Annotated in this window: 11 protein-coding genes; 8 read left to right on the top strand and 3 right to left on the bottom strand. The window is 45.9% G+C overall.

Annotation, left to right across the window (positions count from 1 at the left end; translation table 11 throughout):
* Window positions 1–6: 6 nt before the first annotated feature.
* The 8 genes from CJU60_RS06125 to CJU60_RS06090 all read left to right on the top strand — a co-directional run bounded on the left by CJU60_RS06125 (window position 7) and on the right by CJU60_RS06090 (window position 10,066).
* Window positions 7–2,085 (top strand): sigma-54 interaction domain-containing protein, encoded by a 2,079-nt coding sequence (locus CJU60_RS06125; RefSeq protein WP_095713248.1) that lies wholly within the window; start codon window positions 7–9, stop codon window positions 2,083–2,085.
* A gap of 124 nt (window positions 2,086–2,209) precedes the next feature.
* The gene (gene yqiS / locus CJU60_RS06120) at window positions 2,210–3,109 is read left to right on the top strand and encodes a phosphate butyryltransferase (protein ID WP_059293634.1); all 900 of its coding nucleotides are present in this window, start codon (window positions 2,210–2,212) and stop codon (window positions 3,107–3,109) included.
* Window positions 3,110–3,120: 11 nt separating this feature from the next.
* Window positions 3,121–4,215 (top strand): branched-chain amino acid dehydrogenase, encoded by a 1,095-nt coding sequence (bcd, locus tag CJU60_RS06115; protein WP_024121987.1) that lies wholly within the window; start codon window positions 3,121–3,123, stop codon window positions 4,213–4,215.
* A gap of 23 nt (window positions 4,216–4,238) precedes the next feature.
* Window positions 4,239–5,324 (top strand): butyrate kinase, encoded by a 1,086-nt coding sequence (buk, locus tag CJU60_RS06110; protein WP_095713247.1) that lies wholly within the window; start codon window positions 4,239–4,241, stop codon window positions 5,322–5,324.
* A 19-nt stretch (window positions 5,325–5,343) separates the two neighbouring features.
* On the top strand, window positions 5,344–6,768 hold the full coding sequence (gene lpdA / locus CJU60_RS06105) for a dihydrolipoyl dehydrogenase (protein ID WP_095713246.1): 1,425 nt from the start codon (window positions 5,344–5,346) through the stop codon (window positions 6,766–6,768).
* Between the two features lie 21 nt (window positions 6,769–6,789).
* A complete protein-coding gene (gene bfmBAA, locus CJU60_RS06100; protein ID WP_024121984.1) occupies window positions 6,790–7,782 on the top strand; it encodes a 3-methyl-2-oxobutanoate dehydrogenase subunit alpha in 993 nt (330 codons plus the stop codon).
* 13 nt (window positions 7,783–7,795) lie between these two features.
* Complete coding sequence (gene bfmBAB / locus CJU60_RS06095) at window positions 7,796–8,779, top strand: 3-methyl-2-oxobutanoate dehydrogenase subunit beta (RefSeq protein ID WP_024121983.1); 984 nt, start codon at window positions 7,796–7,798, stop codon at window positions 8,777–8,779.
* A 21-nt stretch (window positions 8,780–8,800) separates the two neighbouring features.
* Window positions 8,801–10,066, top strand: coding sequence for a dihydrolipoamide acetyltransferase family protein (locus tag CJU60_RS06090; protein WP_095713245.1), 1,266 nt, complete (start codon window positions 8,801–8,803; stop codon window positions 10,064–10,066).
* A 61-nt stretch (window positions 10,067–10,127) separates the two neighbouring features.
* Here CJU60_RS06090 and CJU60_RS06085 read toward each other — a convergent pair whose 3' ends face one another.
* The 3 genes from CJU60_RS06085 to CJU60_RS06075 form a co-directional block, all read right to left on the bottom strand.
* Window positions 10,128–10,964 (bottom strand): MerR family transcriptional regulator, encoded by an 837-nt coding sequence (locus tag CJU60_RS06085; protein WP_095713244.1) that lies wholly within the window; start codon window positions 10,962–10,964, stop codon window positions 10,128–10,130.
* Window positions 10,965–11,033: 69 nt separating this feature from the next.
* Window positions 11,034–12,203 carry a multidrug efflux MFS transporter Bmr gene (bmr, locus tag CJU60_RS06080; RefSeq protein ID WP_095713243.1) on the bottom strand — a complete coding sequence of 390 codons (1,170 nt, stop codon included), beginning with the start codon at window positions 12,201–12,203 and terminating at the stop codon, window positions 11,034–11,036.
* Window positions 12,204–12,326: 123 nt separating this feature from the next.
* Window positions 12,327–13,220, bottom strand: coding sequence for a YegS/Rv2252/BmrU family lipid kinase (locus CJU60_RS06075; protein ID WP_095713242.1), 894 nt, complete (start codon window positions 13,218–13,220; stop codon window positions 12,327–12,329).
* Window positions 13,221–13,356: the final 136 nt, after the last annotated feature.

The raw sequence follows: 13,356 nt of genomic DNA, 5'->3' as shown, positions 1-13,356 counted from the left end.
ATCGGGATGCAGAAGGTACTGATCGTAGGTGCCGGTAAAAGGGGAACGGCGTTATTACAAATTCTCATTAAAACAGCCATCATAGACATTATTGCCGTGGTTGACAAAAACCCCGAAGCGCCGGGATTAAAAGAAGCAAAACATTATGGAATTGCCGTTTCATCTGATTGGAAACCATACATACAACAAAAGCCGGATATCGTCATTCATACAACGGGTGATCAAGCTGTACTTGACGAACTCCTTCAGGAAAAACATGAGCAGACCATTGTTATGCCGGGAAAGATGGCTTACATTGTGTTTCAGCTTATGGAAGAAAAACAGCAGCTGATTCAAATGCTAAAAGAACAAACATACAAACATGACCGAATCTTTAATTCCACCCACGACGGAATGATTTTTATTGATATCAATGAAGAGATCATTCTGTTTAATCATATGGCTGAAAATATGGTGGGAAAACAACGTGAGGAAGTCATTGGACGCCCGATCAAAGAAGTCATCCCGAGCACAAAGATGCCTCGGATTTTAAAAACGAGAGAGCCTGAATACAATCAAAAACAGCTCTTGGGTGAAAATTTGCAAATTGTAACAACAAGGCTGCCGATCATTGATGAAGGCGGACGTCTGCTCGGAGCACTCAGTGTATTTAAGGATATTACAGATGCAGTCGAGCTGGCGGAGGAAGTGACAAATTTAAAACAGGTGCGCACGATGCTGGAGGCGATTATACAATCCTCCGACGAGGCGATTTCTGTCGTTGATGAAAACGGCATTGGCCTGTTGATCAATAAAGCATACACAAAAATGACTGGGCTTTCTGAAAAAGAAGTCATCGGCAAGCCGGCGAACACTGATATTTCTGAAGGGGAAAGCATGCATTTAAAGGTGCTTGAGACAAGACGCCCAGTGCGCGGCGTCAGAATGAAGGTCGGCCCGAATGAAAAAGAGGTTATCGTCAATGTAGCGCCGGTGATTGTGGATGGCATTTTAAAAGGCAGTGTCGGCGTGATCCATGACGTGTCAGAAATTAAAATGCTGACCGCGGAGCTTAACAGGGCCAGGCAGATTATCCGCACGCTCGAAGCGAAATATACCTTTGACGATATTATCGGCAAAAGTGAGCAAATGCTGGTTGCGCTTGAGCAGGCGAAGCTTGGAGCGAAAACGCCGGCAACGATTTTGCTGCGCGGAGAATCGGGCACGGGCAAAGAGCTGTTTGCCCATGCCATCCATAACGAAAGCGACAGGAAATACAATAAATTCATCCGCGTAAATTGCGCCGCTCTTTCAGAAAATCTTCTGGAATCAGAACTGTTTGGCTACGAGGAAGGCGCGTTTTCGGGAGCGAAGCGCGGCGGCAAGAAGGGCTTATTTGAAGAAGCCAATAACGGCAGCATTTTCTTAGACGAAATCGGCGAGCTGACGCAAAATATGCAGGCGAAACTGCTGCGCGTCCTTCAAGAAAAAGAGATCGTCAGAGTGGGAGGCACGAAGGCAATCCCTGTTAATGTGAGAATTATTGCAGCCACAAATGTAAATATCGAAAAAGCAATGGCGGATGGGACGTTCCGTGAAGATCTGTATTACCGCATCAATCGCTATCCCATCTCTATCCCCCCTTTGCGTCAGCGGATTGAAGACATTGAAGCGCTCAGTGAAAGGCTCATTCAAAAAATTAACCGCGATTACGGCCGGAATGTAAAGGGACTGACCCAGCAGGCTTTGCGGGCATTGTCGGCTTACCATTGGCCGGGGAATGTCCGCGAGCTGGAAAATGTCCTTGGACGAGCAATGATTTTTCTGAAGCCGCACATGGAATGGATTGAAAAAGAGCATTTGCCTGTATTTGAAATAGAACAAAAAGAAAACAGCGCAGAACAGGGAGCCGGTTTTGATTTTCCTGACATCGAAGGCGAAAAGCTGTCTAAGGCCGTTGAAAAATTTGAAGCGCACTTGATTCAGCAAACGCTGGAAAAGCATCATTTTAACCGTACGAAAACAGCGAAAGCCCTCGGCGTCAGCATTCGAAATTTATATTACAAAATGGATAAATACGGCCTTGCAAATGAAGGCATGCAATAATTTGCAGAATAAGCGCAAACGTCTGCACGAATCTTTCTTCGCATCCATCATGACAGCATCGCACCGAGCTGGCATAGAACTTGCATAATAAAAAGCGGAGTCGAGACAAGAAAGGTGGTAACTGATGAAGCTGAAAGATTTGATCGGCAAAGCGTCGATGTACAAAAACAAGACCATTGCGGTTGCTCATGCTGAGGATGAGGAAGTGATCCGGGCTGTGAAACTGGCAGCCGAGCATTTGTCCGTCCGTTTTTTATTAGTGGGCGACAGCAAAAAACTGAACGACCTGACATCCTCCATGCAAGGGCATCAAGTGGAAATCATTCATGCCAATACGCCGGAGGAATCGGCGAAGCTAGCGGTTCGCGCTGTTCATCAAAAAAAAGCAGACGTCTTAATGAAAGGGAATGTGCCGACTTCTGTTTTGCTTAAAGCGGTATTAAACAAACAGGAAGGGCTGCGGAAATCCCGTGTCCTTTCTCATGTGGCCGTGTTTGATATTCCTGACTTTGAGAGACTGATGTTTGTGACAGATTCGGCTATGAATATTGCCCCTTCGCTGGAGGAGCTTCAGCAGATTCTTCAAAATGCTGTTCATGTCGCGCGTGCAGTAGGGAACAATATGCCAAAAGCGGCTGCCCTTGCAGCGGTAGAAACGGTAAATCCGAAGATGGAAGCGACGGTCAATGCAGCTGCTCTCGCCCAAATGTGCAAAAGAGGGCAGATTAAAGGGTGCATTGTAGATGGACCGCTTGCCTTGGATAACGCAGTATCGCAAATTGCCGCGGCTCAGAAAAAGATTTCGGGAGACGTAGCGGGCAGCGCCGATATCCTTCTTGTCCCTTCGATTGAAGCGGGAAATATTTTATATAAATCACTGATTTATTTTGCGAAAGCCCACGTGGCGGCTGTCATTACGGGGGCCAAAGCGCCGATTGCATTAACGAGCAGAGCGGATTCCGCTGAAAACAAACTGTATTCGATCGCGCTGGCATTATGCGCATCTGAAGAATACACACTTTAGGAGGAACTGATATGGAACTTTTTAAATATATGGAGCAATACGATTATGAGCAATTGGTTTTCTGCCAAGACGAACAATCAGGATTAAAGGCAATTATCGCAATTCATGATACAACACTGGGACCAGCGCTCGGCGGAACGAGAATGTGGACGTATGAAAATGAAGAAGCTGCGATTGAAGACGCACTGAGACTTGCAAGAGGCATGACCTATAAAAACGCGGCGGCAGGCTTAAACCTGGGTGGCGGAAAAACGGTTATCATCGGCGATCCGCGCAAGGATAAAAATGAAGAAATGTTCCGCGCGTTCGGCCGTTATATTCAAGGGCTTAACGGCAGATATATTACGGCTGAGGATGTCGGCACAACGGTTGAGGATATGGATATCATTCATGATGAAACAGATTTTGTCACAGGTATTTCCCCAGCATTCGGCTCTTCAGGAAATCCGTCTCCTGTTACTGCTTACGGGGTGTATAAAGGCATGAAGGCTGCCGCTAAAGCTGCATTCGGCACGGACTCTCTTGAAGGGAAAACCATCGCTGTACAGGGTGTTGGCAACGTGGCTTACAATCTATGCCGCCACCTTCATGAAGAAGGAGCAAGCTTAATCGTTACGGATATCAACAAGCAATCAGTTGAACGTGCGGTACAAGATTTTGGCGCTCGTGCGGTTGATCCAGAAGATATTTATTCTCAGAACTGCGATATTTATGCGCCGTGTGCTCTTGGTGCAACCATCAATGACGATACTATTAAGCAGCTGAAAGCTAAAGTGATTGCAGGCGCGGCTAACAATCAGCTGAAAGAAACTCGCCACGGCGATCAAATTCACGAAATGGGCATTGTTTACGCACCGGACTACGTCATCAACGCGGGCGGCGTTATCAACGTTGCGGATGAGCTTTATGGCTATAATGCGGAACGTGCACTGAAAAAGGTTGAGGGCATTTACGCTAACATTGAACGTGTCCTTGACATTTCCCAGCGTGACGGCATTCCGACGTATTTAGCGGCTGACCGCTTGGCTGAAGAACGAATTGAACGCAATCGCCGCTCAAGAAGCCAGTTTTTGCAAAACGGCCACCATATATTAAGCAGACGCTAAGAAATTGATCTGGAGGTTTTGAAATGCTACATGATGAAAAACGCATTCTCACCATTAATCCAGGCTCAACTTCAACGAAAATCGGTGTTTTTCATAATGAACGCAGTATTTTTGAAAAAACACTGAGACACAACATAGAAGAGCTGCAGCAGTTCGACCATATTATTGACCAGTATGAGTTTCGAAAAAAGCATATCCTCGAAACGCTTCATGAACAGGGCATCAATATTTCAAAATTTGATGCTGTCTGTGCCAGAGGCGGTCTTCTCCGTCCGATAGAAGGCGGGACATATGAAGTGAATGACGACATGATTGAGGACTTGAAAAGCGGTTATGCAGGACAGCATGCCTCCAATTTAGGAGGCATTATCGCAAGAGAAATTGCTGACGGCCTCAACATTCCATCTTATATTGTAGACCCTGTTGTAGTTGACGAAATGTCAGAGCTCGCTAAAATATCAGGCATGCCGGAAATTGAACGGAAAAGCATTTTTCATGCTTTAAACCAAAAAGCTGTCGCCCGTAAGGCGGCAGCCTCTCTTGGCAAACGATATGAGAATATGAAAATGATCATTACTCATTTGGGCGGCGGCATTACAATAGGTGTACATGACCGAGGCCGGGTGGTGGACGTCAACAACGGCCTTCACGGAGAGGGACCGTTCAGTCCTGAACGCGCAGGAACAGTGCCTGCGGGGGATCTCGTCGATTTATGCTTTTCAGGAGAATATACAAAAGAAGAAATGATGAAAAAACTGGTGGGAACCGGCGGGCTCTCCGGTTATCTCGGTACAAATGACGCTGTGAAAGTAGAACAAATGATTCAGGAGGGCGATGAAAAAGCCCGCTTAATTTTTGACGCCATGGCGTATCAGGTAGCGAAGGAAATCGGAGCAGCAAGCGCCGTTTTAAAAGGCGAAGTCGAGGCCATTGTTCTGACAGGAGGTCTGGCTTACGGCAAAAGCTTTGTTTCCAGCATCAGATCATACATAGATTGGATTTCGGACGTATTAGTATATCCGGGAGAAAACGAACTGCAATCTCTGGCCCAAGGAGCGCTCAGGGTATTGCAGGGCGAAGAGCAATCCAAACAATATCGCATTGAATAGACAGACAGGAGTGAGTCAGATGGCAACTGAGTATGATGTAGTCATTCTGGGCGGCGGTACAGGCGGTTATGTCGCGGCGATCAGAGCGGCGCAGCGCGGCTTAAAAACAGCCGTTGTAGAAAAAGAAAAGCTCGGCGGAACATGCCTGCATAAAGGCTGTATTCCGAGTAAAGCGCTGCTTAGAAGCGCGGAAGTGTACCGGACAGCCCGTGAAGCCGATCAATTCGGAGTCGAAACGTCCGGCGTTTCCCTCAACTTTGAAAAGGTACAGCACCGTAAGCAGGCTGTTGTTGATAAGCTTGCAGCAGGCGTCAATCATTTAATGAAAAAAGGAAAAATTGACGTGTATGACGGATATGGGCGCATCCTCGGACCGTCTATTTTCTCTCCGCTGCCGGGAACGATTTCTGTTGAACGGGGAAATGGCGAAGAAAATGACATGCTGATCCCGAAGCAGGTCATTATAGCTACAGGTTCAAGGCCGAGAATGCTTCCGGGTCTGGAAGCGGACGGAGAGTTTGTTTTGACCTCGGATGAAGCGCTCCAAATGGAGGAGCTTCCAAAATCAATGATCATCGTCGGCGGAGGGGTCATTGGAATCGAATGGGCATCCATGCTTCATGACTTTGGCGTAAACGTAACGGTTATCGAATATGCGGACCGGATATTGCCGACTGAAGACCAGGACATTTCAAAAGAAATGCAAAGCCTTCTTAAGAAAAAAGGAATTCAGTTTGTCACAGGAGCTAAAGTGCTGCCTGATACGTTGAAAAAATCGTCAGGCGAAATCAGCATACAAGCGGAAAAAGACGGAGAAACCGTTACCTACTCTGCTGAAAAAATGCTCGTTTCCATCGGCAGACAGGCAAATATCGAAGGAATCGGTATAGAAAACACCGATATCGTCACTGAAAACGGCGTCATTTCAGTAAATGAAAGCTGCCAAACGAAGGAATCTCATATTTATGCAATCGGAGACGTAATCGGTGGCCTTCAGTTAGCTCATGTTGCATCGCATGAAGGAATCATTGCCGTTGAGCATTTTGCGGGTCTCAATCCGCATCCGCTTGATCCGACACTTGTACCGAAGTGCATTTACTCAAGCCCTGAAGCTGCCAGTGTCGGCTTAACAGAAGATGAGGCAAAAGCGAATAGGCATAATGTCAAGATCGGCAAGTTCCCATTTATGGCAATTGGAAAAGCGCTTGTATATGGAGAAAGCGACGGATTTGTAAAAATCGTGGCGGACCGTGAAACGGATGATATTCTCGGCGTGCATATGATAGGCCCGCATGTCACTGACATGATATCAGAGGCAGGTCTTGCAAAAGTGCTGGATGCGACGCCATGGGAGGTCGGACAAACGATCCACCCGCACCCGACGCTGTCTGAAGCGATTGGAGAAGCAGCGCTTGCTGCAGATGGCAAAGCCATTCATTTTTAAAAGCATAAAGGAGGCGCTCGAATGAGTACAAACCGACATCAAGCATTAGGGCTGACTGATCAGGAAGCCGTTGATATGTATAGAACGATGCTGTTAGCTAGAAAAATCGATGAAAGAATGTGGCTGTTAAACCGCTCTGGTAAAATCCCGTTTGTTATCTCTTGTCAAGGACAGGAAGCAGCACAAGTAGGAGCAGCTTTCGCCCTTGACCGTGAAACAGATTATGTGCTGCCTTACTATAGAGACATGGGTGTCGTGCTCGCGTTTGGCATGACTGCGAAGGACTTAATGATGTCCGGGTTTGCCAAAGCAGCAGATCCAAACTCAGGAGGCCGCCAAATGCCGGGGCATTTCGGTCAAAAGGAAAACCGGATCGTGACGGGGTCGTCTCCGGTAACAACGCAAGTGCCGCATGCGGTCGGCATTGCGCTGGCTGGACGCATGGAGAAAAAAGACATTGCGGCTTTTGTCACATTTGGAGAAGGATCTTCAAACCAAGGCGATTTCCATGAAGGGGCAAACTTTGCCGCTGTTCATAAGCTTCCGGTTATTTTTATGTGTGAAAACAACAAATACGCGATTTCGGTCCCTTACGATAAGCAAGTAGCATGTGAAAATATTTCAGATCGTGCCGTAGGCTATGGAATGCCTGGCGTAACGGTGAATGGAAACGATCCGCTCGAAGTTTATCAAGCGGTGAAAGAAGCGCGTGAACGGGCGCGAAGAGGAGAAGGCCCTACCTTAATTGAGACGATTTCTTACCGCCTGACACCGCATTCCAGCGATGACGACGACAGCAGCTACAGAGGCCGTGAAGAAGTAGAGGAAGCGAAAAAAAGTGATCCCCTATTTACTTATCAAGCCTACTTAAAGGAAATAGGCCTGCTGACCGAAGAGATAGAACAAACCATGCTGGACGAAATCATGGCAATCATAAACGAGGCGACAGATGAAGCGGAGAACGCTCCTTATGCAGCTCCTGAGTCAGCGCTCGATTATGTGTATGCGAAGTAGGGAGGAAGTACAAATGTCAGTAATGTCATATATTGATGCGATCAATTTGGCAATGAAAGAAGAAATGGAACGAGATTCACGTGTCTTCGTTCTTGGGGAAGATGTAGGAAAAAAAGGCGGGGTATTTAAAGCCACAGCCGGTCTGTACGAACAATTTGGAGAAGAGCGTGTCATGGATACGCCGCTTGCTGAATCAGCGATCGCCGGAGTCGGTATCGGAGCGGCTATGTACGGCATGAGGCCGATTGCCGAAATGCAGTTTGCTGATTTTATTATGCCGGCGGTAAACCAGATTATTTCTGAGGCTGCTAAAATCCGCTACCGCAGCAACAATGACTGGAGCTGCCCGATCGTTGTCAGAGCGCCGTACGGTGGCGGCGTGCACGGAGCGCTTTATCATTCTCAATCAGTCGAAGCGATTTTCGCCAATCAGCCCGGACTGAAAATTGTGATGCCTTCAACGCCATATGACGCGAAAGGACTCTTAAAAGCAGCAGTTCGTGATGAAGACCCGGTGCTGTTTTTTGAGCACAAGCGCGCGTATCGTCTGATCAAAGGAGAGGTTCCGGCAGATGATTATGTACTTCCTATCGGCAAGGCTGATGTAAAAAGGGAAGGCGATGACATCACGGTGATCACATACGGGCTTTGTGTCCACTTTGCTTTACAGGCTGCAGAACGTCTCGAAAAAGACGGCATTTCTGTACATGTGGTGGATTTAAGAACGGTATACCCGCTTGATCAAGAAGCGATCATCGAAGCGGCATCCAAAACCGGAAAGGTCCTTTTGGTCACAGAAGATACAAAAGAGGGCAGTATCATGAGTGAGGTGGCTGCCATTATATCCGAGCATTGTCTGTTCGACTTAGACGCGCCGATCAAACGGCTTGCAGGTCCTGATATTCCGGCTATGCCTTATGCGCCGACAATGGAAAAATACTTTATGCTCAACCCTGATAAAGTAGAAGCGGCGATGAGAGAATTAGCGGAGTTTTAAAGACGTAAGGAGGATACGATCATGGCAATAGAACAAATGACGATGCCGCAGCTTGGCGAAAGCGTAACGGAGGGCACGATCAGTAAATGGCTTGTCGCCCCTGGAGATAAGGTGAACAAATACGATCCGATTGCGGAAGTTATGACAGATAAGGTAAACGCGGAGGTTCCGTCCTCTTATACCGGTACAATAACAGAGCTTGTGGGAGAAGAAGGCCAGACCCTGCAAGTCGGAGAAGTGATTTGCAAAATCGAAACAGAAGGCGCAAAGCCGGCTGAACAAAAACAAGATCAGGCGGAAGCGCCAACTGCCGGGCAAGCTGCTCCTGAAAGCCGCACTGAAGCAGCCAGTCAGGCCAATAAGAAACGTTTTTCTCCAGCCGTACTTCGTTTGGCCGGAGAGCATGGCATTGACCTTGAGCAAGTGAAAGGAACGGGCGCCGGCGGAAGGATCACGAGAAAAGATATTCAGCGTATCATTGATTCAGGCGGCGTTTCAGAACAGACTGAAGAGCCAAAAGCAGCAGCTCCTGCACCAGCGCAAAAACAGGAGACGAAAGAAAACGTTTCTCATCCTGCTGCAGCAGCCGGAGATAAAGAAATTCCTGTCACAGCTGTTAGAAAAGCGATCGCTTCAAATATGAAACGAAGCAAAACAGAAATTCCTCACGCTTGGACGATGATGGAAGTCGATGTCACAAACATGGTGGCATACCGAAACAGTATAAAAGATTCCTTCAAGAAAACAGAAGGCTTTAATTTAACTTTTTTCGCCTTTTTCGTAAAAGCGGTCGCTCAGGCGTTAAAGGAATTCCCGCAAATGAACAGCATGTGGGCGGGGGACAAAATCATTCAGAAAAAAGATATCAACATTTCAATCGCGGTTGCCACGGAAGATTCTTTATTTGTTCCGGTGATCAAAAACGCTGATGAAAAAACGATTAAAGGCATTGCGAGAGAAATTACCGACCTTGCCAAAAAGGTAAGAGACGGAAAACTGTCAGCAGACGATATGCAGGGAGGAACGTTTACCGTCAACAATACAGGTTCATTCGGATCTGTTCAGTCGATGGGAATCATCAATTATCCTCAGGCTGCGATTCTTCAAGTGGAATCGATCGTCAAACGCCCGGTTGTCATGGATCATGGCATGATTGCGGTCAGAGATATGGTCAATCTGTGCCTGTCTTTAGATCACAGAGTGCTTGATGGCCTCGTGTGCGGAAGATTCCTGGCACGTGTCAAAGAAATTTTAGAATCGATAGATGAGAAGACCTCTGTCTACTAAACAAACAGAAAGAGCATTTTTTGAACGATAACTTCGAAAAATGCTCTTTTTCTATGTACCATTATTCTGCGATTCGGATTTTCATTTCAACCCGATATTCTTCTTGTTTTTTCGGAGAATAATGAATCGGTATGATTAACTCGTAAACATCACTGATAACCGTTAATTGACGGTCCGTGATATACTTGATCAGCTTTTGTAAGTTGAGAAAATAATGCTCTGGCGAGAAATTATAAGCGATACAAACATATTTGCCTTTTGGTATTGTTGTGATTTCCATATCCGGCGTAATCGCAGAAATTTGTTTATTCGTTAAGACAGGCGTAAAAATATGACGGTAAGTCATTTCATCAATGTTGTTGTACGACTGAAACGAGAAAGTAGCACCGTAGCTATTGTTCGAAAAACCATCAGCTGATTCGATAAATGTTTTTAGTTTGCTGTATGAGGCGTTGAGCACGTTTTCAGGCCCGATTCCCTCTGCCTCTGTCTGTATAATCCGTGTTTCTTCCTCATCTAGAACAAACACCTCACCGAGCGCAGGATATTCCATCTGCCGTTTCATTCGCTTTTTCACCAGAGAAATGGTCTGCTCCAATGTTGATAAAAAATCTAATTTCTCCCTGATTTGCTTTTCCTGCTCTGTATAAAAAGCAAACAGTTCCTCCATCTCTAATTCCTGTGCCTTTTTCATCTCTTCTAAAGGTGTGCCAATATATTTTAATGATTTGATCAAATCAAGATGATAGAGCTGGGAGTCAGTATAATAGCGGTAGTTCGTATCCGGGTCGACGTAGGCGGGTTTGAATAAATCAATCTTATCGTAGTAACGAAGCGCTTTAATCGACACATTTGCCAGTTTTGAAACTTCTCCAATTGAGTAAAACGAGTCCTTCATGCCATCCCCCCTTATGATCAGTATAATGAAAAAGCGCATCCTTTGCAGTACACAAAGAATACGCTTTTTTTACATGCTGGCTTTTATATGGGCAGGGGCTTTCCAGGCAATGGTCAGCGCAATGCCTATGGCTAATGCTACTGTTGCAAAATAGAATGGATAGTTTAAGTCAATATCGAATAGCATTCCCCCGATAATAGGGCCGAACACATTGCCGATACTCGTAAACATTGAATTCATCCCGCCGGCAAACCCCTGTTCATTTCCCGCAATTTTTGACAGATAGGTTGTTACGGCCGGCCGCATAAGATCGAATCCGACAAATACGGTGAAGGTAACTAATAAAATCGCAGCATATGAATTTACGATGGTCAGCAAAAACACAAGACTAGTTGAGAGAAGTAAGCTGTAGCGGATTAAACGGATTTCCCCAAACCACCTTGTGAAGCGGTCGAATAAGACGACTTGCGTGATGGCTCCGACAATTGCTCCCCCAGTTATCAAAATGGCAATGTCACTGGCCGTAAATCCGAATTTATGATCAACGAATAACGCAAATAAAGATTCAAACGATGCTAATCCAAAAGACGATATTAAAATGATGAGAAAAGCAATGAAATACATAGGTGCAAAAATCCGCTTGAATCCTGTCTTTTGGCCCTCTATTTTCTCATTCTCAGGATTTCGCTCCGGTTCCCGAAGCGTTAGCATCGATAAAATGGCTGCTATTAACGCAAAGGCTGCCGCAAAGAAGAAAGGCAGACGGGAATGGATTTCCGCTAAAAATCCGCCAATGCCGGGACCGATAATAAAACCTGTTGAAATAGCGGCTGACATATAGCCGAGCGCTTTCGGCCGTGTTTTAACAGTAGTGATATCGGCGATAAAAGCCGTGACCCCGGGCATAATGAAAGCAGCACTGATACCGCCAAGCATACGGGATATAAATAAAATGTCAACTGTTTTTCCGATGCCGAATAAAAACTCTGAAACACTAAAAAACAACAGGCCAATCACGATCATAATTTTGCGTCCGAAGCGGTCAACCCAGCGTCCGGCGATTGGTGACACAATAAGCTGCGTAACAGCGAAGCATGCAACCATATAGCCGACCGCGGTACCGGATAAATGCAATTCATTCATAATCGCGGGCGTTACCGGAATCACAAGCCCGATCCCTAAAAAGGCAATGAATAAATTGGTTAATAATATAGCTAATGTGATGTTCTGTTTCTTCATGTGACTTCCCCTTTTTACGAAAGTGTATCCCTTATACTGTAAGACCTCCTCTTAGGGGAGAGTCAACGGATTTCTTTCTATGAAGCTGTTCGCTCTTTATAAACGTCCTTTACCAGCGGACAGTTATTCATTGCGGGGAATAAGCATGTCAATGTGCTGCGGAAGGACTTGAATCACAGCGGGTGTATGTGTGTACACTTCTCCATCTGTATCAGCCTTTTTGACGGTATCCGTTTCAATTTCGACGCGAGAGGCCTGAACATAGGACAGCTCACCGGTGAACCGCTCTATTGTGCCCTGTTCCATATTCATCAGCTCGCGCAAAGCGGAGAGATTGGTGCTGCGGCAAATGAGGATATCAAGTAATCCGTCACATATACTGGCATCCGGCAGGGGAATTCGATTCGTTCCGATGTACTGTCCGTTCATGACAAGCAGCATAACGGCTTCATCTTTTATCTCTTGCCCATCGATTGTCAATGAAATATGAAAGGATTCAGCAGATGAGACGGTCCGTAACGCGCTTCTAAAATAGCTGATTTTTCCTAATAGCGCTTTTTCCGTTTCGTTGATTTGATTCGATGTTTCTGCGATCAGGCCGATCCCCCAGAAATTCAAAAAATAACGATCGTTCATCTGGCATACATCAACCTTGGTTTTTTTTCCTGACACGAGTGCTTCGGCTGCCTTTGCAAGATGTTGAGGAATGCCCAGCACTCTTGAAAAGTCATTGCACGTTCCGCCGGGCAAAATACCGACAGCTGGCCTTCTTTCTAAAGTACTGATGCCATTGATGCATTGATGGACTGTACCGTCGCCGCCGAGAATAAAGACAGTCTCGATAGAATCATCTATTGAACGGCAAAAATGATAGGCATCGTCTTTTTTCTTTGTCTGTTTAATGATCACCTCATCTAACGATTGTGATAAAACCGGCACAACAGCTCCTAATGCTTTTTCTATATTTTTGTTGCCGGCGTTTCCGTTATGAATAAGTAAAGCTTTCCGGTGGCTCATACAAAACTGCTCCTTTATTTATACATCTGATTATATAATTCCCTTATCTTGTAAGGAGTAAACGGAAAGCAAAAAATCCTCCGATATAAGCGGTAGCATTTGCCGATAAGGCGGTTTCCTTGCTATCATAAGAACA

It is taken from the genome of Bacillus sp. 7705b (assembly GCF_002289525.1).
Taxonomy (GTDB): Bacteria; Bacillota; Bacilli; order Bacillales; family Bacillaceae; genus Bacillus; species Bacillus halotolerans.
The sequence above is the reverse complement of the archived record's forward strand: the minus strand, read 5'-3'. Positions and strand labels throughout refer to the sequence as shown.

What these genes read in the sequence shown, in the direction of transcription:
- buk (WP_095713247.1), top strand. Translation starts at nt 4,239, where the DNA reads ATGCTACATGATGAAAAACGCATTCTCACCATTAATCCAGGCTCAACT.
- bmr (WP_095713243.1), bottom strand. Translation starts at nt 12,203, where the DNA reads ATGAAGAAACAGAACATCACATTAGCTATATTATTAACCAATTTATTC.
- yqiS (WP_059293634.1), top strand. Translation starts at nt 2,210, where the DNA reads ATGAAGCTGAAAGATTTGATCGGCAAAGCGTCGATGTACAAAAACAAG.
- CJU60_RS06075 (WP_095713242.1), bottom strand. Translation starts at nt 13,220, where the DNA reads ATGAGCCACCGGAAAGCTTTACTTATTCATAACGGAAACGCCGGCAAC.
- bfmBAB (WP_024121983.1), top strand. Translation starts at nt 7,796, where the DNA reads ATGTCAGTAATGTCATATATTGATGCGATCAATTTGGCAATGAAAGAA.
- bfmBAA (WP_024121984.1), top strand. Translation starts at nt 6,790, where the DNA reads ATGAGTACAAACCGACATCAAGCATTAGGGCTGACTGATCAGGAAGCC.
- CJU60_RS06125 (WP_095713248.1), top strand. Translation starts at nt 7, where the DNA reads ATGCAGAAGGTACTGATCGTAGGTGCCGGTAAAAGGGGAACGGCGTTA.
- CJU60_RS06085 (WP_095713244.1), bottom strand. Translation starts at nt 10,964, where the DNA reads ATGAAGGACTCGTTTTACTCAATTGGAGAAGTTTCAAAACTGGCAAAT.
- bcd (WP_024121987.1), top strand. Translation starts at nt 3,121, where the DNA reads ATGGAACTTTTTAAATATATGGAGCAATACGATTATGAGCAATTGGTT.
- CJU60_RS06090 (WP_095713245.1), top strand. Translation starts at nt 8,801, where the DNA reads ATGGCAATAGAACAAATGACGATGCCGCAGCTTGGCGAAAGCGTAACG.
- lpdA (WP_095713246.1), top strand. Translation starts at nt 5,344, where the DNA reads ATGGCAACTGAGTATGATGTAGTCATTCTGGGCGGCGGTACAGGCGGT.